The sequence below is a fragment of the Streptomyces sp. NPDC088157 genome, from assembly GCF_044741545.1.
Taxonomy (GTDB): Bacteria; Actinomycetota; Actinomycetes; order Streptomycetales; family Streptomycetaceae; genus Streptomyces.
The window spans coordinates 115,651-139,039 of record NZ_JBIUSU010000015.1 but is presented as its reverse complement, the minus strand read 5'-3'; the positions used below and the strand labels follow the sequence as shown (position 1 = coordinate 139,039).

General features: G+C 70.0%; 20 protein-coding genes and 2 pseudogenes. 8 read left to right on the top strand and 14 right to left on the bottom strand.

Features of this window, described 5'->3' with window-relative positions; all coding sequences use genetic code 11:
- The first annotated feature begins 287 nt into the window (after positions 1-287).
- Positions 288-467, top strand: coding sequence for a hypothetical protein (locus ACIPFH_RS41030; RefSeq protein WP_401834823.1), 180 nt, complete (start codon positions 288-290; stop codon positions 465-467).
- A 371-nt stretch (positions 468-838) separates the two neighbouring features.
- Here ACIPFH_RS41030 and ACIPFH_RS41025 read toward each other — a convergent pair whose 3' ends face one another.
- From ACIPFH_RS41025 to ACIPFH_RS41015, 3 genes are read right to left on the bottom strand one after another with little or no spacing between them, the layout of a single operon-like run.
- Positions 839-2,452, bottom strand: a complete 1,614-nt coding sequence (locus ACIPFH_RS41025; protein ID WP_401834822.1) for a hypothetical protein — start codon at positions 2,450-2,452, stop codon at positions 839-841.
- Complete coding sequence (locus tag ACIPFH_RS41020) at positions 2,449-4,248, bottom strand: flavin-containing monooxygenase (RefSeq protein ID WP_401834820.1); 1,800 nt, start codon at positions 4,246-4,248, stop codon at positions 2,449-2,451. The genes ACIPFH_RS41025 and ACIPFH_RS41020 overlap by 4 nt, the downstream gene beginning before the upstream one ends.
- A gap of 56 nt (positions 4,249-4,304) precedes the next feature.
- Positions 4,305-5,075, bottom strand: a complete 771-nt coding sequence (locus ACIPFH_RS41015; RefSeq protein ID WP_401834817.1) for an SDR family NAD(P)-dependent oxidoreductase — start codon at positions 5,073-5,075, stop codon at positions 4,305-4,307.
- Between the two features lie 157 nt (positions 5,076-5,232).
- Here ACIPFH_RS41015 and ACIPFH_RS41010 point away from each other — a divergent pair, with 157 nt between their 5' ends.
- The 4 genes and pseudogenes from ACIPFH_RS41010 (at position 5,233) to ACIPFH_RS40995 (ending at position 9,777) form a co-directional block, all read left to right on the top strand.
- Positions 5,233-5,853: a helix-turn-helix domain-containing protein gene (locus ACIPFH_RS41010; RefSeq protein WP_401834815.1), complete on the top strand. Its 621-nt coding sequence runs from the start codon at positions 5,233-5,235 to the stop codon at positions 5,851-5,853.
- A 122-nt stretch (positions 5,854-5,975) separates the two neighbouring features.
- Positions 5,976-6,728, top strand: a pseudogene (locus ACIPFH_RS41005) (IS6 family transposase).
- A 261-nt stretch (positions 6,729-6,989) separates the two neighbouring features.
- The gene (locus tag ACIPFH_RS41000; RefSeq protein ID WP_401834811.1) at positions 6,990-7,205 is read left to right on the top strand and encodes a hypothetical protein; all 216 of its coding nucleotides are present in this window, start codon (positions 6,990-6,992) and stop codon (positions 7,203-7,205) included.
- 121 nt (positions 7,206-7,326) lie between these two features.
- Positions 7,327-9,777 carry a family 78 glycoside hydrolase catalytic domain gene (locus ACIPFH_RS40995; protein ID WP_401834810.1) on the top strand — a complete coding sequence of 817 codons (2,451 nt, stop codon included), beginning with the start codon at positions 7,327-7,329 and terminating at the stop codon, positions 9,775-9,777.
- A gap of 15 nt (positions 9,778-9,792) precedes the next feature.
- Here the strand turns inward: ACIPFH_RS40995 and ACIPFH_RS40990 are convergent, their stop codons facing one another.
- Positions 9,793-10,719 (bottom strand): substrate-binding domain-containing protein, encoded by a 927-nt coding sequence (locus ACIPFH_RS40990; RefSeq protein ID WP_401834807.1) that lies wholly within the window; start codon positions 10,717-10,719, stop codon positions 9,793-9,795.
- A gap of 10 nt (positions 10,720-10,729) precedes the next feature.
- Between ACIPFH_RS40990 and ACIPFH_RS40985 the strand changes: the two genes are divergently transcribed.
- The gene (locus ACIPFH_RS40985) at positions 10,730-10,990 is read left to right on the top strand and encodes a hypothetical protein (protein ID WP_401834804.1); all 261 of its coding nucleotides are present in this window, start codon (positions 10,730-10,732) and stop codon (positions 10,988-10,990) included.
- Between the two features lie 67 nt (positions 10,991-11,057).
- Here ACIPFH_RS40985 and ACIPFH_RS40980 read toward each other — a convergent pair whose 3' ends face one another.
- From ACIPFH_RS40980 to ACIPFH_RS40970, 3 genes and pseudogenes are all read right to left on the bottom strand, one after another.
- The gene (locus ACIPFH_RS40980; RefSeq protein ID WP_401834833.1) at positions 11,058-11,417 is read right to left on the bottom strand and encodes a hypothetical protein; all 360 of its coding nucleotides are present in this window, start codon (positions 11,415-11,417) and stop codon (positions 11,058-11,060) included.
- Between the two features lie 35 nt (positions 11,418-11,452).
- Positions 11,453-11,674: a glycine betaine ABC transporter substrate-binding protein gene (locus tag ACIPFH_RS40975; protein ID WP_401834830.1), complete on the bottom strand. Its 222-nt coding sequence runs from the start codon at positions 11,672-11,674 to the stop codon at positions 11,453-11,455.
- 130 nt (positions 11,675-11,804) lie between these two features.
- Positions 11,805-12,110 (bottom strand): annotated as a pseudogene (locus ACIPFH_RS40970) (ABC transporter substrate-binding protein); the annotation flags it as partial.
- Positions 12,111-12,278: 168 nt separating this feature from the next.
- Between ACIPFH_RS40970 and ACIPFH_RS40965 the strand changes: the two are divergent.
- Positions 12,279-12,422, top strand: a complete 144-nt coding sequence (locus ACIPFH_RS40965; RefSeq protein WP_401834802.1) for a hypothetical protein — start codon at positions 12,279-12,281, stop codon at positions 12,420-12,422.
- A gap of 11 nt (positions 12,423-12,433) precedes the next feature.
- On the opposite strand, the gene ACIPFH_RS40960 is transcribed toward ACIPFH_RS40965, so the two are convergent.
- From ACIPFH_RS40960 to ACIPFH_RS40930, 7 genes are all read right to left on the bottom strand, one after another.
- Entirely contained in the window at positions 12,434-12,934 is a 501-nt protein-coding gene (locus ACIPFH_RS40960; protein ID WP_401834799.1) for an RICIN domain-containing protein, read from the bottom strand.
- A 261-nt stretch (positions 12,935-13,195) separates the two neighbouring features.
- Positions 13,196-16,174 (bottom strand): glycoside hydrolase family 2 TIM barrel-domain containing protein, encoded by a 2,979-nt coding sequence (locus tag ACIPFH_RS40955; RefSeq protein WP_401834797.1) that lies wholly within the window; start codon positions 16,172-16,174, stop codon positions 13,196-13,198.
- A gap of 52 nt (positions 16,175-16,226) precedes the next feature.
- Positions 16,227-16,964, bottom strand: coding sequence for an alpha/beta hydrolase (locus ACIPFH_RS40950; RefSeq protein ID WP_401834794.1), 738 nt, complete (start codon positions 16,962-16,964; stop codon positions 16,227-16,229).
- A 90-nt stretch (positions 16,965-17,054) separates the two neighbouring features.
- Positions 17,055-17,993, bottom strand: coding sequence for a carbohydrate ABC transporter permease (locus ACIPFH_RS40945; RefSeq protein WP_401834791.1), 939 nt, complete (start codon positions 17,991-17,993; stop codon positions 17,055-17,057).
- Positions 17,990-18,970: a carbohydrate ABC transporter permease gene (locus ACIPFH_RS40940; RefSeq protein ID WP_401834788.1), complete on the bottom strand. Its 981-nt coding sequence runs from the start codon at positions 18,968-18,970 to the stop codon at positions 17,990-17,992. Before ACIPFH_RS40940 ends, ACIPFH_RS40945 begins: the two co-directional genes overlap by 4 nt.
- A gap of 1 nt (position 18,971) precedes the next feature.
- Positions 18,972-20,354 carry an extracellular solute-binding protein gene (locus tag ACIPFH_RS40935; protein ID WP_401834786.1) on the bottom strand — a complete coding sequence of 461 codons (1,383 nt, stop codon included), beginning with the start codon at positions 20,352-20,354 and terminating at the stop codon, positions 18,972-18,974.
- Positions 20,355-21,080: 726 nt separating this feature from the next.
- A complete protein-coding gene (locus tag ACIPFH_RS40930) occupies positions 21,081-21,182 on the bottom strand; it encodes a LacI family DNA-binding transcriptional regulator (protein ID WP_401834783.1) in 102 nt (33 codons plus the stop codon).
- Between the two features lie 1,110 nt (positions 21,183-22,292).
- Here ACIPFH_RS40930 and ACIPFH_RS40925 point away from each other — a divergent pair.
- Entirely contained in the window at positions 22,293-23,330 is a 1,038-nt protein-coding gene (locus tag ACIPFH_RS40925) for a LacI family DNA-binding transcriptional regulator (protein ID WP_401834780.1), read from the top strand.
- The last annotated feature ends 59 nt before the right edge of the window (positions 23,331-23,389 follow it).

The following is a 23,389-nucleotide window of genomic DNA, read 5'->3' as shown; positions in this document are numbered from 1 at the left end:
GGCCAAACCATCGACGCCACCGGCGGCACCGGCCTCTGACAGGACACCAGATCCAGAAAACCAATGTTCTGGGACGCCCTGAACCGCGCCCGCTCACCGAACCGTCGCTGCCCGAGCCGGGACCGAAACCGGCGGAAGGCAGACCTCGGGTGCCAAGGCGCTGCTCTCCGGCCCGACAGGGAAACGGGACGGAGGTGGCGCTCGTGAAGGCATCATCGCCAGCCTCATCCACCCGGCCGCCGTCAAACCACCCACTGGCAACCCCGCCAATGAGCTGCCGGAGGGTGATGTCGCCGACACCGACGCCGCTCACCAACGTCAGCAAGCACGCCGCCACTCGCACCGCACAGGTCCGCCTGGCCTACACGGCCCGCTGCCTGACCCTGACCGTCACCAACGACACCGCGCCCCACCGACCCGCGGCCGCAGCCCGCTCCGGCGGCGGGTACGGCCTCTTCGAGGATTAGGAGCAGGGCGCCACCGAGCAGCGCCTCCAGGACCTCGCCGCTGAGGCCTGCATCGGGCGGTCGTACCGTCCGGCCGGCGTGTCGGGCATCGTCGTCACGCTGGTCCTGCCCCATCAGCGCCGTGAGACGGCCCGCCTGATGGCCGACGCCGGCATGACCCCGCGCATCACCCGGGTACCCTCGGGCGAGGCCGAACTGAGCCGTATCACCGGCGCCCAGGCGCCCTCTGGCGTGCCCCTCGTCCTCATGCCGTCGCCCTCCGAGAGCGGCTCCGGGCGCACGGGTGCCGCCCCGCACGCACGGAGCCTCAGGCCCGTCCCGGGGCCGCCGCCGTTGACCCGCTCCGGGGAGCGGAGGCCGCACGGTCCGTGTCACGTGCCGGTCCGTGCTGGAGACAACCGCACCACCGTCCCCTCCCCGTTTGACGACAGGAGCAGGGAGCCGTCTGGGGCGGTGGTGAGACCCGCGAACCCCGGGGCCACGCCGGGCAGTCCGTGGGTGAAGAGGGCGGGGGCCGGGCGCGGCGTGGTCCCCGGGGGGATGCCGACCGCCAGGTCTTGCGCCTCGACGCGGGTGACGCCCGTCGTCAGGGAGACCGACCAGAGCCGACGGCTCGCGGTGTCCACGGTGAAGAGTTCGCCGCCGTGGGCCGCCAGGCCCTGCGGAGCGCCGAGGCCGTCCGCGACCGGCACCGGCTCGCCGTCGTCGATGCGGAGTACCGCCCCGCGCCGGTCGTCGCTGACGTAGCAGTGGCCCTCGGCGTCGAACGTGACGTCCACGGGGTGTTCGAGGCCTTCGGCCAGGACCGTGACCGTGTCCGTCTCGTCGACGGCGATGACGCGGCCGGCGCCCGTCTCGGCGACGACGAGGGTGCCGTCGGGCCGGGTCGTGATGCCGAGAGGCTGGTTCAGACCGGTCGCCCTGGTGCGGGTGATGCCAGTTCTGGGGTCGTAGGTCTGGACGGTGCCGAACTGCGATGTCGTGTGCAGGACGTCGCCGTCGGCCGTGATGCCGTGGACGAAGGGCTGAAGGATCTCCGTGATGACGTCGCCCGACGCGTCGGCTTCGGGCTCCTCCGGGCGGGCCACCCGGTAGTGGTCGGCCGCGTACACCGTGCCGCCGAGGTCGATCGTCACGCCGTAGGGGCCGTCCAGACCGCGCGGCACCACGGGCCGGGTGCGGCCGTCGGGGTGCAGTTCCGTGATGCCGCCGCTCGCGAAGCTGGAGACGAACATGCGGTTTTCCGCGTCGAACGCGGCGTTGTCGAGGCCCGTGATACCGCTGGTGACCAGCGAGCGGGAGCCCGTGCCGTGCAGGTCGATGCGGGTGACGATGCCCTGGGGGCCGCGCGACAGCACGTGCAGGACGCCGCCCTGATCGAAGCGGACGGCGACCGGGTCGTGCACGTCCTCGGCGACGACCTCGGGCACCCCGCCGTCGGTGGGGATGCGCCAGACCTGATTGCTGACCATGTGCGGGTAGTAGAGGCAGCCGTCCGGGCCGAGTTGCATGGCGTTGCCGAGGGCCAGCCCGTCGGTCAGGACGAGCGGTTCGCCGCCTTCGGGGAAGAGTTCCAGCAGCCGGCCGTTCATCCGCATCTCGTTGACGAAGAGCCGGTCGCCCACGCATGTGATGCCGTTGGGCACCTTCACCTCGTCGGAGACGAGGGCGTATTCGCCCCCGGGGCTGCGGCGCCACACCCGTCCGGGGACCAGGTCGGCGATGTACATCGACCCGTCCGCCCCGAAGGCCAGGTCGTCGGGTGACTGGACCGGGCCGTCCGGCGGGACCACGACCTCGACGTCCCCGGTGGCCGGGTCGACGGCGCTGATCTGCCCGGCGAGGAACTGCGCGACGTACAGCCGCCCGTCGGGGCCGAACGCGACACCGTTCGAACCCCAGAGCGGGTTGGGCGAGTTGAGGCGTCGGGCCTCCCAGCGGGTGCTGCGCGGCCCCGGGCCGTATTCTTGCGAACGCTCCGTCATGACTCCTCCGCCAGCACCTCGTCCATGCCGCTCTCCGCTCGCCAGCGCCGGATCAGGTCGTAGAACGCGATCGGGCCGTCGCCGTACGATTCGCTGTGGGGTCTCGGCATGCCCTCGGCGTTGTAGTAGCCGGGGGTGCACTCGGACTGGAACGTGTACAGGTCCACCGACTTGGCGCGGATCGTGGCCCCCCAGGCGGCCTCCGCCTCGGCCGTCGGCTCCACGCACCGGACCCCGCGCCTGCGCGCCTCGGCGATCACCTCGGCGACGTGCGTGGCCTGCTCGTCCAGGACGTGCACGTAGTTCACCGAGCTGGCGGACTGCACCGAGCCGAGCATGAACAGGTTGGGGAAACCGCGGCTGTAGAAGCCGTGCAGGGTCTTGGGGCCAGCCTTCCGCCAGGCCTCCAGCAGGGCGACGCCGTCCCTGCCGTACGCGGGGAGCTGCCCGGACAGCAGACCGGAGACGCCGGCCTCGAAACCGGTGCCGAAGATGACGCAGTCGACCTCGTACTCCACCCCCCCGACCACGACGGCACGCTCGGTGACGCGCTCCACGCCCCCGTGGTCGGCCGTGTCCACGAGGGTGACGTTCGGCCGGTTGAAGGTCTCCAGGTAGCTGTCGCTGAACGTGGGCCGCTTGCACATGTAGCGGTACCAGGGCTTGAGTTTCTCGGCCGTCGCCGGGTCCTCGACGATCGCGTCGACCCGGGCCCGCAGCTCGTTCATTTTCTGGAAGTCGGCTATCTCCTCCAGACCTTCGCGCTCCTCGGGCGAGAGGCCGGCATAGCTGTCGGTCGGGATGAGCTTCTGCTGGAGGCGGGCGCTGCTGGTCCAGCCGTCGGCCACCAGGTCCTCGTCGGCCCCGGTGCCCGTGACGACCGCGAGGAAGTTGTCCCGGCGCCGCCGCGCCCAGCCGGGCTGCAGCGAGCCCGCCCACTCGGGGTCTGTGGGGCGCTGTCCGCGCACGTCCACGGAGGACGGCGTGCGCTGGAACACGTACAGGTGCTGCGCGTCACGGCCCAGATGCGGGACCACCTGGATGGCGGTGGCGCCGGTGCCGATGAGGGCGACGCGCTTGTCGGCGAGCCCCGTCAGGCCGCCATTCGCGTCGCCGCCGGTGTAATCGTAGTCCCAGCGGCTGGTGTGGAACATGCGGCCCTTAAAAGTCTCGATGCTTTCGATCCCGGGCAGTTTGGGCTGGCTGAGCACCCCGGTGGCCACGACGACGTGGCGTGCGGTCATACGGTCGCCGCGGTCGGTGGTGACGACCCAGGCGGACTCGCCCTCGTCCCAGCGCAGTTCGCTCACCTGCGTCCGAAAGCAGGCGTCGTGGTAGAGGCCGAAGTGCCGCGCGATCGCCTGCGCGTGCTGCCGGATCTCCTCGCCCGGCGCGTACTTCCACCGCGGGACGTAGCCGAGCTCCTCCAGCAGCGGCAGGTAGACGTACGACTCGATGTCGCAGTGGATCCCCGGGTACCGGTTCCAGTACCAGGTTCCGCCGAAGTCGGCACCCCTCTCGATGATCCGGACGTTCTGCACGCCCGCTTGGCGCAGCCGGGCACCGGTCAGCAGGCCGCCGAACCCGCCGCCGACGACCACCACGTCCACGTGGTCGTGCAGCGGCTCCCGGGTGAACCCGGGCTCGGCGTACGGGTCCTCGTCGAAGTGGCCGAACTCGCCAGTGGTACGCCGATACTGGCGGTTGCCGTCCGGGCGGATCCGCCGGTCGCGCTCGGCCCGGTATCGCTCGCGCAGGGTGTCCGGGTCGAAGTCCAGGATGTGGGGGATGGACATGGGTGTGCTCTTCCTCTCGCGGCACGGGGAGGTGGGGTAAAGCCGGGGGTGGGGTATCAGACCGCGGCCCAGGCGTTGTCCACCGGCAGGATGGCGCCGTTGACACCGCTCGCCGCGTCGGAGGCGAGATAGACGATGGCGGCGGCCTGCTCCTCCGGTTCGCAGATGCGGCCCATGTTGACGAAGTGCCTGCCGACGACGGCCGGTCCGTGGGCTTCCCGGTCGATGTGGACATCGGCGGTGATGTCGGTGGCCGTGCCGCCCGGTGCTATGGCGTTGGTGCGGATGCCCTGGTCCCGGTACATCACCGCGAGGGAGCGGGTGAGCCCGAGGATGCCGTGCTTGGAAGCCGTGTACGCGGTGCCGGCCGCGCTGCCGCGCAGCGCCGCCTCGGACGCGGTGTTGACGATGGCGCCGCCGCCCGCCGCGATCATGTGCGGCAGCACGGCCCGGGTCAGCAGGAACGGCGCGGTGAGGTTGATCCGCAGGACCCGCTCCCACTCGGCGTCGGTGACGTCTGCCGCGGCGGACATGCTGTCCATGACGCCGGCGTTGTTGACCAGCACGTCGATTCCGCCGAAGGTGCCGACCGCGGCGGCCACGACCGCGTCGATGACGGTGCTGTCGCTCAGGTCGCCCGTGACAGCGACGGCCGCTGCGCCGGCGGACTCGATGGCATCGACGACGCTCTTGGCCCCCTCGGCGTTCAGGTCGGCGACCACGACCCGCGCTCCCTCCTCGGCGAACCGCAGAGCGGTGGCGCGGCCGATGCCGGAGGCGGCTCCGGTGACGATGACGCTCTTGCCTGACAGGCCCATGGCACCCATAGCGCTCCTCTGCTCGTTGTTTTGGCCCGGCGTCAGGGACAGTACAGGTTTTTGTCTCAGTGCGACATAAAGTCGCGTAGTGCCAGTAGGCCATTTCACGCCAGCAAGACATGGCGTGACGTAAAATAGAGTGGGCGCAGCAAGCCGAGGAGGGCGCATGGCCGGACGATCGGGTGGGGCCACGGGGCGGCCACCGCTGACGGAGCGGCGACGCGCCGAGACGCGTATGGAGATCGCCGAGGAGGCGGTCCGGCTCTTTGGCGCCAAGGGCGTGGCGGCGGTCACCGCGGAGGACATCGCCTCTGCGGCGGGGGTGTCGACGCGCACACTGTGGCGGTACTTCCGCTCCAAGGAGGAGTGCGTGCGCCCCCTGCTCACCACGGGCCTTGAACTGCTGACGGAATATCTGCGGGACTGCGGGGACGATCACGACTCGCTCGCCGAGGCAATCTCGAGCATCCGCTACGACGACGACACCGCACCGCACCTGCGGGCACTGCGCGAACTGCTGCGGCTGTGCCGTGACGATCTTGGACTGCGGGCGGTGTGGCTGGAGGTGCACTATGACGCGGAAGCCGCGTTCGCCGCGATGATCGCCGCCCGTACGGGCCGGCCGGCCGGCGATTTCGCGGTCCGGGTGGAAGCGGGCGTGCTGAACACCGCGATGCGCATCGCGGTGGAGGACTGGGCCCTGCGGCCCGACGGGGCGGCGGGGCCGTCCGTCGCCGAGACCGTCACACGCGCGCTGCGGATGATCGACGTCGCCGAGCGGCGTTGAGGGGGCCGGTTCTGGCGGGGTCGGGCCTTTCTGGAGGGCGTGGGGATGACCGGCTGAGGGCGCTGTCATGTTGGTTGGCCGGGTGGGGTGATCTTCTGGTTGATCGTGCCGGAGGGGGTCGCCTGTGGGGGCCGTGTCGCTGTCGTACAAGGGGTCATCGGCACCCGGTCGAGGTCACCTCCCACTGCGTGTGGCTGTACCACCGCTTCCCGCTCAGTTTCCGCGAGGTCCAGGAGCTGATGCTCGAGCGCGGGATCGTCGTCTCCTAGGAGAACGGTCCGCCGCTGGTGCGGCAAGTTCGGGCAGGCCTGCGCAGGCGCGCTGCGCCGCCGACAGCCTCGGCCCGGGGACCAGCGGCATCTGGACGAGGTCTTCATCAAGATCAACAGGCGGTTGCAATACCTGTGGCGGCCCGTCGACCAGGACGGCAACGCCCTGGACATCCTGGTGCAGAACCGCCGGGCCAAGGCCGCCGCCAGGCGCTTCTTCCGCCGCCTGAGGAAGAAGACCGGTGCGGTGCCGCGGGTGATCGTCACCGACAAGCTCCGCTCCTACAGCGCCGCCCACCGCGAGGTCATGCCCCGCGTCGAGCACCGCCAGTCGAAGCACCTCAACGACCGGGCCGAGAACAGCCACCAACCCACCAGGCAGCGCGAACGGGCGATGAAAGGCTTCCGCTCAGTGGGCGGGCCCAGCGGTTCCTGTCCGCGTTCAGCGGCATCTCGCCCCACTTCCGGCCCCGCCGACACCTGATGACCGCTGCCGCCCACCAACGTGACAGCACCTCGGTAACTGTTCAGCCCGGCGAGAGTGCATACCACGCGCTATCGCTATCACGGATCAGTCATCCCCTCCCATGGCCGACCAGAGGATGAGGACAACCCTCAAGAGTCTCACGGGACTTGCGGAGCGCCCGTTGCGTTGAGAGGCGCACGGCTGGTGCGGGAAGCGGCCGGGAGAAACGGCCCGACCGAAAGGCCGGGACCGCGCTCCGGGCCGACTTCACGCCATGGAGCTGGACGACCTGGCTTCCACCACAGCGTGCTGCCCGACTTCCGCGAGCGCCTCGCCCAAGGACGACCGAACCGACCGTCTTCTCGATCTGGCGCCCGCCCGCCTGAAGGAGGCCGAGCCTCGTGCGCGAGCACACCACGCAGCGCACCGACTCCACCCACGTCCTGGCCGCGGTGCGCGACCTGACCCGGCCGGAACTGGTCACCGAGGCCGTCCGCGCCGTGCTGGAGGAAGTGGCTCACACCGCATCGCACCTATTGACCGGCCTGGCCGACGAGAACTGGGGCCGCCGGTCCAGCCACTGTCGACTGACAGTCACCGCAGCTCGAAACGTTTAAGGAAGACATCGACCGGACTATTGACCGGCTTGAGACCGCCCACTTAGCGTGCACTGAAACGTTCCAATCCTGTGGTGGCGGACGGTCCTGCCAGCCGCGCGCCCGGAGACAAGGAATTCGCATGTCTTCCAAGCATTCACTCACGCGCCGATCGGTGATGACGGCGGCGGCCGCCGTCGGTGTCGCGTCGGGGCTCACAAGTCCCGTGAGCGCCGCCGTGCAACCAGGGCACACCGCCATGCACTCGTCCCCCGTCGAATGGACGGCGAAGTGGATCGGCCGGGACACTCCACAGGCATGGCCCAACGTCGGTCAGCAGAATCCAGCGCCGCTGCTGAGGCGGAGGTTCCGGCTCGACAAGCGTGTTGCGCACGCGCGGTTCAGCATCGCCGCCCTCGGCTTCTACGAGGCGTGGATCGGGGGTCGACGAGTCGGTGACCAGGTTCTCGATCCGCCGCCGTCCGTGTACGACCAGACGGCGTACTCGCGTACGTTCGACGTCACCGACTCCCTGCGCAAGGGCGACAACGTCATCGCCGTCACCCTGGGACGCGGCTACTTCGCCACCCCCCGCTTCTCCCCCGACGTGTTCGGCCTGTCCCAAGCGCCCTGGCGCTCGGAGCCCCGGCTGCTCGCGCAGCTCGACGTCATCTTCACCGACGGCACCACCCGGCGTGTCGTCAGCGACGGGAGCTGGAAGATCGCGGACGGGCCTGTCCGCGACACGCTGTACCTCGGTGAGCACTACGACGCGCGCCGGGCCGTACCCGACTGGACCAGCACGTCGTGCGACGACTCGGCGTGGCAGACCGTGCCGGAGCAGGCCGCTCCCACCAGGAACGTGGTGCCGGCCGACATGCCACCGGTCAAGGTCACCGACACTCTGACCCCCGGCAGAACCACCACCTCGGCGGCCGGGACCAAGATCTACGACTTCGGCCGTCTCACGGCGGGCTGGGCCCGCATCAAGGTCAGCGGTCCCCCTGGCACCAAGGTGACGCTGATCTACGGCGAACAGCTGGACGACGACGGGACCGTGCACCGGCCGGGGCTCGTCAGCCCCGCCGAACTGACCCATGTGGACTCCTACATCCTGGACGGCAGGGGGACGCAGACCTGGGAGCCCCGTTTCACGCGGCACGGTTTCCGCTTCGTCGAGGTGTCCTCCTCGGCTCCGCTGACCCTTTTCAGGATCGAGGCCCGGGTCGCACACACCGCGCTGACGCCGACGGGACAGTTCCGCAGCGGCAATCCACTGCTGAACAAGATCCACGACAACCAGCGCACCTCGCTGCTGGACAACATGTGGGGCCTGCCTACCGACACACCCTGGCGGGACCGGCAGGGCTGGACAGCCGACGCCTACCTCTACCTGGACTCGGCGGCCCTGAACTTCGATGTCGACAGGTTCTTCGGCCAGTGGCTGCGCACTTGGCGGGAGTCGCAGAAGCCCGACGGCAGCCTGCCGGTCATCGCGCCCAACCCCGGCGGGTTCCCGCTGTACAACGACCCTTCCTGGTCAGGCACGCTGATCCTGACGGTGTGGACCCATTACCAGCACTACGGCGACACGGGCGTCCTGCGGGACAACTACGACACGATGGCGCGGTGGATGAAACTGATGCGGTCCACGATCGCCGGTACCGGCAGTCTGTACCGCGGCTTCTCCTTCGGTGACTGGGCCGCGCCCGGCGTGGAGGCCGGGGGCAACCTCAACCTCGCGCCACCGGAGGGCTCCGAACTGACCGCCAACGCGGACCTCTACCACGAGGCCCGTACCCTCGCCCGGATCGCCGGCGAACTCGGCCGCCCCGGCGACACCGCCGTGTTCGACACGATGGCCGACGACATCTCCAAGGCGTTCAACGCCAGGTTCTTCGACGCCGACGCGGACGTGTACCGGACCACGGTGGAGGCCGGCTACCGACAGACTTCGAACCTGGTGGCCCTGGCGTACGGTCTGGTCCCCCGGGGTCACCAGGACGCCGTGTTCGCCAACCTCCTCCGGGACGTCGTCGACCGCGGCGCCCGCCTCAACACCGGCGCCACCGGCACCAAACTCCTTCTGCCGGTGCTGACTGAACACGGACGCGGCGACCTCGCGTACCGGGTCGCCGCGCAGACCGAGTACCCGAGCTGGGGAAACTGGGTCAAGAGCGGCGCCTCCAGTTCATGGGAGACCTGGTCCAACACCAGCAAGGACCAGTCACTCAACCATGCCTTCCTCGGCACCGTCGACGACTGGTTCTACCAGCACCTGGCGGGTATCCGGCCCGCCGCCCCGGGCTACCGCCGGGCCCTCATCGCGCCGGTCGTCCCCGACGGGCTGAGCTTCGCCTCGGCCGTCGTGACCACACCGCGAGGCAGGGTCGGCTCCGGCTGGCACAGGGAGAAGGGCCGACTCACCCTCACCGTTCAAGTGCCCGGCGCGACACCGACCGAGGTCCGCGTCCCGCTTCCCGGTGCCTCCAGCACCGTCACGACGGATCGGGGCGCGACCGAGGTGAGCCGGGACGGCCGGCAGGCCGTCTACCGGGTGAACGCCGGGACCCACGTGTTCCGTGTGTCCTGAGGCACTGGCGGCTACTCAGGTGGACCCACGGGCGACAACCTCCGGCGACACACCGTGCTCCTCGCGGAAGCCGTCGGAGGTCGTCTCCCGACCGTTCAGCGCCGCTTCCACCCAGTCCCGCAAGTCCTCCGTACGCTCGGACTCCAGCAGGCGTACCGAGGTGAGCGCCGGGACGGACAGCCTGCTCTCGACGGTGTCCTCCGCGCCGATGACGGCCACGTCCGATGGGACCGACCACCCCAGGTCAGCCGCCGCCGCCAGCACGGCGAGTCCATGGCGGTCGTCGGCCGCGCACACCGCCGCCCCCCGCGCTTCGGGCAGGTTCGACAGCGCCGTCACCGCGCCCGACCGTGTGAGCGGCAGGGTGAACACGCGTGGCTCGGGCAGGCCGAGGCTCCGGCACTCGTCCCGCACGCCTCGCAGGCGGTGCTCGGCGATCACCAGGCGGGCCGAGGGCTCCGGGAACGCGTACAGGACACGTTCGTGGCCGCATGCGACCACATGCCTCAACTGGGCCCTGCCGATTGCTCGTTCCCACGGACGGTCGGCGGTGGACGGATCGTCGACAGGAGGGATACCGAAGACGCGTCCGGCTCCGAACGTGCGGAGTTCGCCGTACGTACGAGCGGTCACGAACGCGAACAGGACCACGCCGCGAGGCTGCAACGACCGTGCGACCTTCACCGCTTCCGGTTCGCTCGTCACCGTGTGGGTCACGACCGTGTGCCCCAGACCCGTCAGGGCTGCGACGGTGGTCAGGAGCGAGTGCTCACTGACGTCCCCGACGAACGACGGGTCCAGGAGGATCAGCACCACGTCCGAGTGCCCGCGCCGCAGCGCCGTACCCGCCGCATTCGGCATGTAACCGAGCTGGGAGACCGCCGCGCGTACCCGCCGCTTCGCTTCGTCGCCGACGCCTTCGGACTCTTTGCCGTTCAACACGTAACTGACCGTGGCCACAGAGACCCCGCTCAGCTTCGCCACATCCCTGATGGTGGGGCGGCGGCTGTCGATAGCCAATCGTTTCACCCTCCTGACCAGCGCTGACGAGACCAAGCAAACCACGGATCCAGGGGGCGGGCCGTCACAGTGGCCGAAGCTCGCGCATCTCGCCGAGGTGGTCCGTGGGTGGGGGCTCGGCGGCTACGCGGTCGGTGGGGCGCTTCTTGCCTGGGGTGCGTCCTGGTGGCGGGAAGGCCGGGCAGCCGCCTGACAGCAGCACGCAGGCCCAGGTCAGGGACGACCTGGGCCTGCGTACGAGGCAGTGGTGGTGCCGGCGGTCAGACGTTGAACTGCGAGGTGCTGCCGTTCTTGGCCTTCGCGACGTACAGCTGCTTCCAGGTCCAGCCGGTGCCGGTGCGGGCGTAGTGGAACTCGACGGAGGAGTTCGTGCGCCACCAGTAGTCGTTGGTCGTGGTGCAGCCGTTGGCCGGGACGTCCCAGAAGCGGGAGCCGCCCCAGTCGCCGTGGTCGTTGTAGCCGACGAGGTAGAACTTCAGGGCCGCGTTGTTGTGGTTGCAGATCCTGATCTGCACGTTCGAGGTCGAGGCGCTGGCCGTCGCGGGGAAGGCGACACCGCCGAGGGCGGCGGTCGCGGTGAGAGCGGCCACGGCGAGCTTTCGCTTCAGGTTCTTATCCATGGTTCGATCACCAATCTGGGAGGGGGAGCGCAAGTTCAAGGGAGGAGGTGGTGCGCCCGCAGCCAGCCACGGACCGCCTTCGCCGGGGACTGTCCGGCGTCGACGGCGGCCGTGAGAGTCGACAGCTGGGCCGTCGTCAGCGAGGAGTTGAGGCGCGCCAGGGCCTTCCTCGCCTCCAGGCCGGCGTAGGGCGCACCGATGAGCAGGAAGACGTGCTCGGGCGGGATGACGCCCTCGGGGTCGGACAACACGACCAGCCTGTCCCGGGTGAGGACGGCATCGGTGCTCCCCAGGACCAGGACGTCGGCGGTCGCCGACTTCCCGACCGGCGCCGTACGCCTTCTTCAGCGCAGCGGCCGTCGGGGCGTCCGGGTCACCGGAGGCCGCGCCGCCCAGGGTGAGGCGGCGGCCGGCCTTGCGGAGATCGGCGAGACTGCGCAGGGAGTGCTTGCGGGCGGTGGCCGGGGTGACGGCCAGGACGACCCCGCGCTGGGCCGCCGCCGGGGGCAGCGCGTCGGTCCCGGGCGGCAGCGCCATGCTCAGCGTCGCCGCCATGTTGCCGGGCAGCTTCTGGCCGCCCGGCAACGCGCGCAGCAAGGTGCTCTCGTACACCGGCGCCAGGCTCAGCTTCCCCGCCACCACGGCCTGGGCGGTGTCGGCGGGCGTCGCGTAGCCGGTGGTCGACGTGCGCACGTTCTCACCGGCCGCGGTGAGGAGCTGGCCGTAGAGGGCCGCCACGACCCGGCCGCCCCTGCTGAACCACCTGCTGTGGGCCTGCGTCGTGACCAGCGATCCCCGGGCCGCACTTGAGGTCCTGGTGAAGCAACTCGGCCACCCACCTGCGGCCGTGGCCGCAGGTGGGTGGCCTTCCTCGTCGGTTCGGTCGATCAACTGGCCTGGGACCTACTGGCCCCCTGTGACCGCTGGGGATTGTCCCTCGTGACGATTGCCGAGGCAGCGATGGAACAGTTCGCGCCGGTCATCGCCCTCCTGCGTGGCGAGTGACGCACCACGCCCTACGCTACGTCAGTCGATGTTCCACGCGCCGGTCGAAGTCCACGCTTTCCCTTGGCCGCGATATCGCTGTTCCGAATCGTGGCCGTACCGCCCTTGGCGAACATGACTGGCCCGGTGAAGCCGCCGTTGACGGCGCCGGTCACATCCACACAGCTCACGCTGTCCCCTGCCGAGGCCGAACACCTCCACACCGCCCTGTGCCGCCCCTCCGACAGCCAACCCGCACTGGCTTGCTCCTGACCCGGCCGTCCGCTGCCGACCGCCTTCCACAACTGACCGGGGACACCGGAGGCGGTCTTCTGCACGACCGTCGCACCGTCGGCCAGGGAGTCCGCCCGCACGGCGGCGTTCTTGCCGCTGTGCGCCGCCGTCAGGGCGTAGACGTGGCCGCCCTGCGGGGCGCCCGATGCGGAGGCTGCACCCGCCGGGACGAGAGCGAGTCCGGCAGCGGCCAGGCAGATGGCGGATGCCGTGGCCGTGAGCCTTCGGGATGTGTGCATGTGCGGCTCTGCCTTCTTGGTGGGGACGTGCGGGTCCATGCGTGGTGACGTGCGGTTGGGTGTGCTGGGGTGCTCAGGAGGTGAGCAGGTCGAGATCGACGGCGTCGGCCATCGCCTTGGTTCCGGCGTCGTCGGGGGCTTGATTGCCGTAGTCGTACGCGGGGTCGAGCGTTGGGCTTGATCACGGTTGGCAGGCGGGCAGAGCGCGCTCTGGCCCGCCGGCCCTCGGCGGTCAGCACCGTCGGCGGCGGGTTCCCGTGCTCACGTGCCCGCTGTGATACGCAGCCTGATGGTGCGGGCTTCGGGGCGCAGCACGAACTTCGGCCACACGTCCGGCCCGCAGGACCGGGAGCCGAGTCCGTGCTGGACGGCGTCGATGATCAGGTGGCTCGTGGTCGACTCCGGCAGCTCGAAGGGATGTGCGGCCTGGGCGATCTGCTGGGGGGTGTGGCGGCCGAGGGTGAAGCCGGGGCGCCGCCCGCGGGCGTCGGGGAGGGCCACGAGCCGCAGTACCTCGGTGCCGCCGCTGGTCAGCGTGAGGCGGCGCATTTGGGAGCGGTGGCCTGTTTCCTGGGGACGCGCGTAGGCGACCGCGAGGTCCCGGACTCCGCAGGAGAACCGGCCGGTGCGGGCCGCGCGGAGACTGTCTGGGTAGGACTCCAGCGGGCCCAGGCCGAACCAGTCCGCACCATCGACGGGCGCCGTCCCGTCGGGCAGTTCGAAGCGCACCCCGATCCGCGGCCACACCGACCGCCAGCCGCGCGAGGGCTCGATCTCCACGCGCAGTTCGAGTTCGCCGTCCTCGATCGACCAGACGGACTCCACGGTCACCGAGAGGACGGAGTCCGCGGCGGAGACCCGGTCGACGGTGCGCAAAGCGTCCGCCGCTTGCTCGACGCCGAGGCGCCGCGTGGTCGACCGGTCCAGGCCGTCGCGGCGCCACATGTCGGCGCTGGACACCCCCAGGACGCTGTCGTCGCTGCCCTCCAGCCGGTCGGCCCGGCTCTCGTCGTTGTCGGTGGGCGCGCGGAACAGCTCCAGGCGTGGGCCTGTCACGGGGCGCCCGGCGAGGCGGGTGAGGGAGCCGCCGGTGAACTCGGCGATGCCGAGCGTCAGTGTTCCCTCGCCGGGCCGCCAGTCGCGCCGGGGCCGGGCTGCGGGCACCGGCCGCCGCACCGAGCGGTCAAGTTGGGCGGTGGCGATCTCATGCCCCTGCGGCGCCCAGGCGGTCGCCGCCGCCAGCACCGCCTCGACCGTCAGCCAGGTCTCGCCGCCCGGGCCCACCACGACCGGCGGCAACGGCACCCGCCCCGACTCGCCCGCCGCGAGGACCAGGGCATCCCACTCCCCCGAGTCCACGAGATTTCCGTCGTGCTCGACGCGCCAGCGGAAGCGCAGGTCGGACGTGTCGGCCGAGTGCCGCAGGTTGATGATCTCGAGCTTGTCACCGTCGAAGGCGAAGCGGATCGGCTGCGTGACCGCCTTGAACTCGTGCAGGCTCGGCGTCGGCACGTCGTCGCTGAGCACCATTCCGTCCATCACGAAGTTGCCGTCGTGCACGACCTCCCCGAAGTCACCGCCGTAGGCGTGGTAGGGCGTCCCGTCCGGGGCCGTGGTCAGGATGCCGTGGTCGCGCCACTCCCAGACGAAGCCGCCGTGCAGCCGCGGGAACCGGTGGACCAGTTCCTCGTACTGGTCGAGGGCACCCGGCCCGTTGCCCATCGCGTGGGCGTACTCGCAGAGCAGGAACGGCTTGGTGCGCTGCCGGGCGCCCTGGGCGGGGGTGCAGCCGAGCAGCGGCGCGGTCGAACCGTCCGTGCCGATCTGCTCGGCCTCCGGGACGGTCGGGTACATGCGCGAATAGACGTCGGTGTACTCGCCGGTGTAGTCACCTTCGTAGTGCACGGGACGCTCGGGGTCGCGGGCGTGGACCCAGGCCGACATGGCGGCGAGGTTGGCGCCGGTTCCGGCCTCGTTGCCGAGTGACCAGATCACGACGCCGGGGTGGTTCTTGTCCCGCTCGACGGTGCGCTGGACACGGTCGAGGTAGGCCGCGCGCCAGGCAGGGTCGTCGCTCGGGTTGCCGGCCCAGTCGACGTTCTCGAAGCCGTGGGTCTCCAGATCGCATTCGAGGATGATCCAGAAGCCGAGTTCGTCGGCGAGGTCGAGCAGCCGGGGATGCGGGGGGTAGTGGCTGGTGCGGATGGCGTTCACGTTGAACCGCTTCATGCGGGCCAGGTCCGCACGGGCGTGCTCCTCGTCGAAGACCCTGCCGCGCTCGGGGTGGGCCTCGTGCCGGTTCATCCCGTGGAAGACGACACGGCGGCCGTTGACCAGGAACCGGTCGCCGCGGATCTCGACCGTGCGGAAGCCCACGCGCAGGGCGATGCTCTCCGCGGCCGAGGACACGGTGGCGTCGTACAGACGGGGCTGCTCGGCCGACCACGGCTCCACGCCCGCGATGTCGAGGGGCGCCACGTCGGCCGGGGTGGCCCAGACCCGCTCGACGCCGAGTTCGGGGATGCGCAGGGTGACGGGGAACGCGGCCGCGTCGGCTGTGACCTCCAGGTCGATACGGCCGTCTCCGTGGTCGTAGCCGGTGCGCAGCCAGACGTCCTCGACGCCCCCGGCCGGGCGGGCGAGCAAGGTGACGTCCCGGAAGATGCCCGGCAGCCACCACTGGTCCTGGTCCTCCAGGTAGCTGGCGGCCGACCACTGGTGCACCCGTACGGCGACGACGTTCCCGCCCCGTCGCACCGCGGACGTCACGTCGAACTCGTGGGCCAGCCTGCTGCCACTGGCGCTGCCGATCTCGACGCCGTTCACCCAGACCCGGAACAGCGACTCCACCCCGTCGAACCGCAGCAGGACCCGCTCGGCGTCCGACCAGTGCTCGGGGAGGTCGAAGTGGCGGCGGTAGTCGCCTGTGGGGTTCTCGTCGGGGACGTGCGGTGGGTCGATCGGGAACGGGTACTGGACGTTCGTGTAGATCGGCCGGCCGTAGGCGCCGTCGCCTTCCAGCACCCAGTGCGCGGGCACCGGGATGCTGTCCCAGCCCCGGTCGTCGAAGTCCTCGGAGGCGAAGTCCTCGGCGACGGCCGCCGTGGGCGACAGACGGAACTGCCAGGGTCCGTTCAGCGACTGGGAGGGGGCGTCGGAGTGCAGCCAGGAGCGGGCCGGACGCAGGGCGCCCCGCCACGGTGCGGTGTCCGACACGTACGTGGAGAGCTGGGAAAGCAAGGGGCTCACAACCTTGTTGGGCAACGGGCAACGGGCAACGGGCAACGAGACACTAGACCGTCCTTCGGAGCCATTTCGCGCAGAGGGACGTCCAGGCGCCGGCGGGCGTCATGCCCTCGGCCAGCCCGGCGCCGTGGCCGCCGGTGGGGAAGACGTGGAGCTCCACCGGGATCTCCATGGAGGCCAGGCGCTGGGTCAGGGACAGGGCATGGTCAACTCCGACTATGTCGTCGTCCGCGCAGTGCCAGATGAAGATCGGCGGCGTCTGTGGGACGGCGATCAACTCGATGGAGACCGCGCGGCGCTTCCCGGAGGTCGAGGCGGGGCCGATGAGCGGGTCCGTGCCCGATTCGCTGGCCGCGGCGGGCCCGAAGGTGTGCCACGACGTCGCCGGGTAACAGAGCACCGCGAACGCGGGCCGCTCACCGTCGGCCGTGTCCGGGCCGGCGGCGAGGTGGGCGGCGAGGTGGCCGCCCGCAGAGAAGCCGAGGACGCCGATGCGCGCCGGGTCGACGCCGAGCCCCGGGGCCTCCGTGCGGGCCCGCCGCATCGCCGCCCGTGCGGAGTTGAGTGGTGCGGGGTGCACGTCCTGCGGCCCCACCGGGTACTCCAGCACCCAGGCGGCGAACCCGAGCCGCCCCAGCCACTGCGCGGCGGGCTTCCCCTCGTGCGGAGCGAGGTAGGTGTAGCCGCCGCCCGGCATGACGATCACCGCCGGGGCGCCCGCAGCCGGGCGCGGCACGTCGCCCGGGAGCGGGTGAAACGTCAGGGCTGTCGAATCGTCACTCATTGCCTGTCACCCGCCGCCCTACCTGCCAGGGCCCGCCGGCGGTCGAGCGGCTCCGCGAACGCCAGTGGTAAGAGGAGGAGTACGCGTGGGTCATTGCTTGACGCTTCCGGTGGCCAGGCCGCTCTGCCAGTACCGCTGGAGCAGGAGGAAGGCGATGACGAGCGGCACGATGGAGATCAGGGAGCCGGTGACGACGAGTGGGAGCATGTCGCTGCTGGCGCCCGCTCCGCCGTTCTGGGCCTGGGCTGCCCAGGACGCGAGGCCGACCGTGATGGGGTACAGGCGCGGGTCGTTGAGCATGATCAGCGGCAGGAAGTAGTTGTTCCAGGTGGCGACGAGAGTGAACAGCAGGACCGTCACCAGGCCCGGCGCCAGCAGCCGCAGGACGATCCGGAAGAAGATCCGCGCCTCGCCGGCCCCGTCGATGCGGGCGGCCTCCAAGAGGCTGTCCGAGACGGCGTCGGCCGCGTAGACGCGCATGAGGTAGAGGCCGAAGGGGTTGACGAGGGAGGGCAGGATGATGGCCCAGGGGGTGTTGACCAGGCCTGCCTTGGCGAACAGCAGATAGGTCGGGATCGCCAGGGCGGTAGCCGGGACCATGATGGCGCCGAGTACGAGATTGAAGGCGACGTGGTCGCCGCGGAAGCGGAACTTGGCGAAGCCGTACCCGGCGGCCGCCGCGAGCATCGCCGCCCCGAGCGCGCTGACGGCGGCGTACACGATGGTGTTGAGCAGCCAGTGCACGAAGACGCCGTCGTCCTGGGTGAAGGTCGCCCGGATGTTCGTCAGTAGCTGTGGGGCGTGGGAAACCCACAGGCCGAAGGTGTTGAACAGGCCCTGGGTGTTCTTGGTGGAGGCGACCAGCAGCCAGAACAGCGGCAGCAAGAAGTAGGCCAGGGCGGCCAGCATGGCGATCGTCAGCGGGGTGCTGCGGCGGCGCCGGGCCGAAGGCTTGCGCCGCTCCCGGTGTGCGGTGGGAGCACGGTCCGCCGGTGGGGCGATCGTGGCCGCAGGTGTTGTGGTCGTCATCCGGCCCTCCTTCGGTTCGAGATGAGCAGGATGGCGTACGAGGCGATCACGATGACCAGGCCCAGGAGGAAGGACACCGTGGCCGCGTAGTTGAGCTGTTGCCCGGTGAAGGCGAGGGAGTAGGCGTAAAGGTTCGCGGTGTAGGAACTGCTGATGACGTCCGGCGCGATACGCATCATCAGGCTCGGTTCGTTGAACAGCTGGAAGCTGCCGATCACGGAGAACAGCAGGACCAGCAGGAGCGTGGGCCGCAGCGCGGGCAGCTTGATGGACCAGGCGGTCCGCCAGGCGCCCGCCCCGTCCATCGCGGCTGCCTCGTACAGCTCCTGGGGAATGGTCCGCAGAGCCGCGTACAGGATGATCATGTTGTAGCCCACGAACTCCCAGGTCACGATGTTCGCGAGGCTGCCGAGCATCCAGCCGTCACTGAGGAAGTGCGGGGCCGGCAAGTCCAGCCTCCGGCTCAGCTGGGCGAACGGGCCGAAGTCCGGCCCGTACAGGTACCCCCACATGAGCGTGGCGACCACACCGGGCACGGCGTACGGCATGAAGATGCCGATCCGGATCGCGCGCGCCAGCCGCAGCAGGCCGCTGTCGAGCGCGAGGGCGAACAGCAGGGCCAGCAGCAGCATCAGCGGCACCTGGATCACGAAGAACTCCGCGACGCGCAGGACCCCGTGCAGAAGGAGCGGATCCTTCAGGGCGGTGACGTAGTTGCCGAGCCCGACGAAGGTCGTTCCGCCGACGAGACGTTGCTGGAAGAGGCTGAGGTAGGCGGCGTAGCCGAGCGGGGCGAGGAAGAGCGACAGGAACAGCACCAGGAACGGTGCGACGAACAGCGGTCCCGCGGCCCGGTGGCCGCGTCCGCCACCGCGCCGGCGCCGCGCCGGTCTTGCTCGCAGTACCTCGTGGGCGGGAGACGCGATCGATGGGGGCACCCCCTGTTCGAGCGCGGTCGAGAGCTTGGGGGAGGCCATCTCACGCTCCCTTGACGGTGAAGCCCTGGCTCTTGGCGTACTTCGTGATGCGCTGCTGCCAGCTGCCGAGGGCGGCGACGGTGTCGGACTTGCGGGCGAAGGACTTGCCGACGGTCTCGGTCCAGTCCGTGGCCACCTGGTCGAGGAACGGCGGCCACTGGAACGAGGGGGAGACCGTGTCGCTGACGTCGACGAACACCTGGGTGGCCTTCTGGCCTCCGTAGAAGGCGCTCGTGTCGCCAGTGACACTCGGGTCCGCGAGCAGGGCTTTGGTGGACGGGAAGAGGAACTGCTTGGTGGCGAACATCTTCGTGCTCGCCGGGTCGCTGTTGAGGAACTGGGCGAACAGCGCCGCGGCGATCGCGTTCTTGGTCGTCTTGATGACCGCAATACTCGAGCCGCCCCAGTTCCCCGCGCTCGGCTTGGAGACGTCCCACTGCGGCAGTGGCGCCGCCCGCCACTTGCCCGCGGTGGCCTTGGCCGAACCCGCCAGGAAGCCCGCGCCCCAGGCGGCGGTGAGCCAGGTGGCGTACTTGCCCTTGTTGAACCCGGTGTACCACGCGTCGGCGAAGTCCGGATCGGTGCTGATGACCCCCTCCTGCGCAAGCCCGCCCCAGTAACCGGCGAGCTTCTTGGAGATCGCGTCGTCGACGTTGATCGAGACGGTGCTCTTGCCGGTGATCTCATACGGTTTGGCGCCTGCCTGCCACATCAGGCCGTGCCAGGCGGCGGGCTCGTTCGGTGCGAGGTTGGTCAGGTAGACGCTCGGGTCGGCCTTGTGGAGCTTGCGCGCCGCTGCCGCGAACTCGTCCCAGGTGCCCGGCACTTGGATGCCGTGCTTGTCGAAGATGTCCTTGCGGTACAGCATGCCCATCGGCCCCGTGTCCTGCGGGATCGCCCAGACCTGGCCGGCGGGTCCGCTGACCTGTGCCCAGGTCCAGTCGACGAACTTGTCCTTGAGCGCCGACGCGCCGTACGGACTCAGGTCCATCAGGCTGTTGGTGAGGGTGAACGTCGGGATCTCCTGGTACTCGATGTGCGCCACGTCCGGGGCGCCGGTGCCGGCATTGAGCGCGGTGCGCAGTTTCGTGTACTGGGCGACGCCCTGGCCGGCGTTGACGACGTTGACCTTGATGGCCGGGTACTTCTTCTCGAAGAGCGCGATTTCCTGGTCGATGTTCTGGGCCCAGGTCCAGAACGTCAGCTGGGTGGGCGTCTTCATCGCCTTGTCGATGTCGGCCTGGCTGGCCGGCTTGGCGGAGGCCGATCCGCCGGAGCTGCTGCCGCCGCAGGCGGACAGTGCGGCGCCGAGCGACACCGCGCCCGTCGCGGTGAGGAAGAACCGACGGTTCATGGGGGACGCGGGAACGAATGATCCGGGCATGGTGAACTCCATTGATGGGCTGTGGGACGGCACGTCTGATGAGGACGCGTCGCACGGCAGGGGAAGGCAGGGGAAGGCAGGAGAAGAACCGGCGAAGGGAAGGCGGGGCGCAAGGGTCGCTACCGCGGCATGGCGGTCGCCATGTTCTGGTGCACGTCGCGCGTGCTGTTGCCGGCGTGCGTCACGCGCGCCGCACAGCGGGTCGTCCACGGTGGTGGAGGTTCAGAGGTGCTGGTGAGCCGAGGCGGTCTCATCCGCCGGGCCGCGAGCGTCGTGCCGCCCGGCCCGGTCAAAGGTGATCAGTCGGTGGTTGGTGGTCCGTCCGCTGACGGGGGTGCGTGCGTCCCGTCGCGCAAGCGGAAGACCGCGCGCCGCCCGCGCCCGGGGGTCCTCCAGTACGCGGGGGTGCAGTCGAGCCTCGGACGACGAGTTCGACCGGTAGGTCGCTCGCCGGCGGCATCTGGGTGTCGGGCTTTTCGATCGCGTGGACGAGAAGCCCTGAGTGCGAGCTGCGGTGCCCAGGAGTGTGGGCGAAGACGGGGTTGCCGTCGCAGCCCCATGACGCCGACGCCGTGGAGCACGCGTCGACCGGCTTCCGCCAAGGCGTGGATCAAGCCGATTGCTGCGTCGTCACCTAAGACGAAGACCGCGGTCACCTGGGGGTCGGGGGCCAGTTTGCGGCCCGCTTGGTAACCGGAATCGACGGCAGTCGCCGGGCGGTGGTGCTTACCGCATGTTCCGTCGGTAGCTGAGTTCCTCGTCGGCTTCGATGACGCGTCGCCGTACGTCGCCGGAGACGTAGGGCTCGTTGTCGAGGACTCTCGACACGGTCTTACGAGACGCCACCCAGGTGGGCGACATCGGCACTGCGCGGCACAGAAGGGCTCCTGCCCCGTCCTACCACTGGTGTCACGGTGTCTCCTCTGGCCGAACGCCGGAATCTTTCGAGGTCATCTGTATGACCGCGCGGTCATTGTTTACGCACTCCGAGACCCCGCGTCAAGGGTGTGCGCACAGCTTCTTTCCACCTCGCACCGTCCCAGTCGACCGAACGACCGCCTTGGCGGGAGGCCCCCAGAGGGTCATATGTTCCCCCTCCGGCGCTCGCCGATCGTGGTTGTTCGATCACGGATTCGCCTGATGACGAGCACTCGGGAGACGGGGGCGGCCTGCCCTGGATATGCAGTGATGCCCAACCGGATGCACAGCATGGGTAAGAGCCGCCTTGCCGACACACCGGTTGGAGTCCGGCCGGTGGCTGCCATCGTCTCCTTGGCCTCTGCCGCCGCCGGCTTCTCCGTCAACGGCGCTGTTCTGCCGGTCGACGACGGAAGCTGTTGGCGACCCGGACTACGAACCGCGTGGTCAACGCCGACCCGCCGCCCTACCAGCACCTCTGCGAGGCCGTGCCCATCCATCTGCGAGGAGTGCGCGGCCTCAAACCGACCATTGCGATCTTGCAGACCGTCCAGCTCCGGCCCTTGCCGGGACGACCGCGGCGTGGGTTCCCCTGCCTGAACGCGGCCTGCGCCCCGCCGACGAATGACCCACCGCCCGAGGCCGGTCCCCGCACGTCGGCCAATCGCATCCAGTCGTGGCCTGCGCACGATGAGTGACGCCGACCGGAACGGGCGAGAAGCCGCACACATCGGCGGCCGGACCAGGCTGACAGGGTCGCCACTCTCGCCCGCTTTCTCCGCTTCAGCAACCCCAGCCTGACCAGCATCGATCCATCCCCGACAAGCATTTACGGGGCCACGTGACGGCCCCCTCCGTGCAGTCGCTGGCGTCGGCGGCCGCCCACGCACGCGACAAATGACGTTGCGCGAACTCTTGACGCGCGGTCGGTGGATGCGTAGACATTGACCGCGCGATCAGACCGCGCGGTCATGTCACCTGATCTCGCTCGATGTAGGCACACGCCCGTTGGGAGACTCAATGACGACAGGTGCGGAGCGCGGCGCGGGCTCCTCCGCGCCGCGCAGTGCGGAGGTGGCCGGGCTGGCCGGCGTCTCACGCAAGACGGTCTCACGGGTCCTCAACGACGAGCCGTACGTCTCCGACGAGGCCCGCCGACGTGTCCTCGCGGCTGCCGAGGACCTCGGCTACCGGCTGAACCACGCAGCCAGGGTTCTGGCCTCCGGACGCACTCGATCCATCGGTGTGGTGGCTTTGGGGACCGCCGGGTACGGAACCGCCTCCCTGCTCATGGGCATCGAGCAGGCCGTACGGGACGCCGGCTATGCACTTCGCGTCGTCAGCACACCGGACGGCGCTCCGGAAAGCATCGCCGGCGCCGTGGAATCACTCCTCGAACAGGGGGTGGACGGCGTCGTCGTATCCGAACCCCTCGTCGAACGAGAAGTCCCACTCGGTGTCGACGTGCCGGTCCTCTTCATTGGAGCACCCCCCGCCTTCACTGCCTCCCGGACCTTGACCGTCGGTGTGGGCGCCCGTCAGCTGGCACACGCGGCCACCGAGCACCTGCTGGACCTGGGGCATTCGACCGTCCATCACCTCGCCGGGCTGCGGCGGTGGTACGCCACCAAGGACCGCATCGCGGGCTGGCAGGCCGCGCTGGCGGCACGGGGCGCGCACGAACCGCCGCTGCTGAACGGTGACTGGTCGGCGGCCTCGGGATACGCCGCGGGCCGTGAGTTGGCCTCCGAAGAATCGGTGACCGCGCTGTTCGTGGGGGGTGACGAGATGGCCATCGGCCTGATCCATGCCCTGCGGGAAGCCGGGCGCCGGGTGCCGGAGGATGTCAGCGTCGTCGGTTTCGACGGCAACCCCGCCTTCGCCTACGTCTCTCCTCCCCTGACCACCGCCCGTCAGCCCTTCGAGTTCGCGTCACGCGAAGGAATCCGGCTACTTCTCCACGCCATCCAGAAGCCGGACACCGAACCGCCGCCGGCGAGTGACCCACCCATCGAACTCGTCATCCGCGGCTCGACCGCACCTCCGCCCTTCCTCTGACCCCCTCGTCCCTCCCCCACGCCATTGCTCCGGCATAGGCCCGCCAACAGTCAGGCTGT

Excerpts from the sequence above, each read along its gene's own strand:
- ACIPFH_RS41030 (WP_401834823.1), top strand. The coding sequence starts at position 288 with ATGTCGCCGACACCGACGCCGCTCACCAACGTCAGCAAGCACGCCGCC.
- ACIPFH_RS41025 (WP_401834822.1), bottom strand. The coding sequence starts at position 2,452 with ATGACGGAGCGTTCGCAAGAATACGGCCCGGGGCCGCGCAGCACCCGC.
- ACIPFH_RS41020 (WP_401834820.1), bottom strand. The coding sequence starts at position 4,248 with ATGTCCATCCCCCACATCCTGGACTTCGACCCGGACACCCTGCGCGAG.
- ACIPFH_RS41015 (WP_401834817.1), bottom strand. The coding sequence starts at position 5,075 with ATGGGTGCCATGGGCCTGTCAGGCAAGAGCGTCATCGTCACCGGAGCC.
- ACIPFH_RS41010 (WP_401834815.1), top strand. The coding sequence starts at position 5,233 with ATGGCCGGACGATCGGGTGGGGCCACGGGGCGGCCACCGCTGACGGAG.
- ACIPFH_RS40995 (WP_401834810.1), top strand. The coding sequence starts at position 7,327 with ATGTCTTCCAAGCATTCACTCACGCGCCGATCGGTGATGACGGCGGCG.
- ACIPFH_RS40980 (WP_401834833.1), bottom strand. The coding sequence starts at position 11,417 with ATGGATAAGAACCTGAAGCGAAAGCTCGCCGTGGCCGCTCTCACCGCG.
- ACIPFH_RS40960 (WP_401834799.1), bottom strand. The coding sequence starts at position 12,934 with ATGCACACATCCCGAAGGCTCACGGCCACGGCATCCGCCATCTGCCTG.
- ACIPFH_RS40950 (WP_401834794.1), bottom strand. The coding sequence starts at position 16,964 with ATGAGTGACGATTCGACAGCCCTGACGTTTCACCCGCTCCCGGGCGAC.
- ACIPFH_RS40945 (WP_401834791.1), bottom strand. The coding sequence starts at position 17,993 with ATGACGACCACAACACCTGCGGCCACGATCGCCCCACCGGCGGACCGT.
- ACIPFH_RS40940 (WP_401834788.1), bottom strand. The coding sequence starts at position 18,970 with ATGGCCTCCCCCAAGCTCTCGACCGCGCTCGAACAGGGGGTGCCCCCA.
- ACIPFH_RS40935 (WP_401834786.1), bottom strand. The coding sequence starts at position 20,354 with ATGCCCGGATCATTCGTTCCCGCGTCCCCCATGAACCGTCGGTTCTTC.
- ACIPFH_RS40925 (WP_401834780.1), top strand. The coding sequence starts at position 22,293 with ATGACGACAGGTGCGGAGCGCGGCGCGGGCTCCTCCGCGCCGCGCAGT.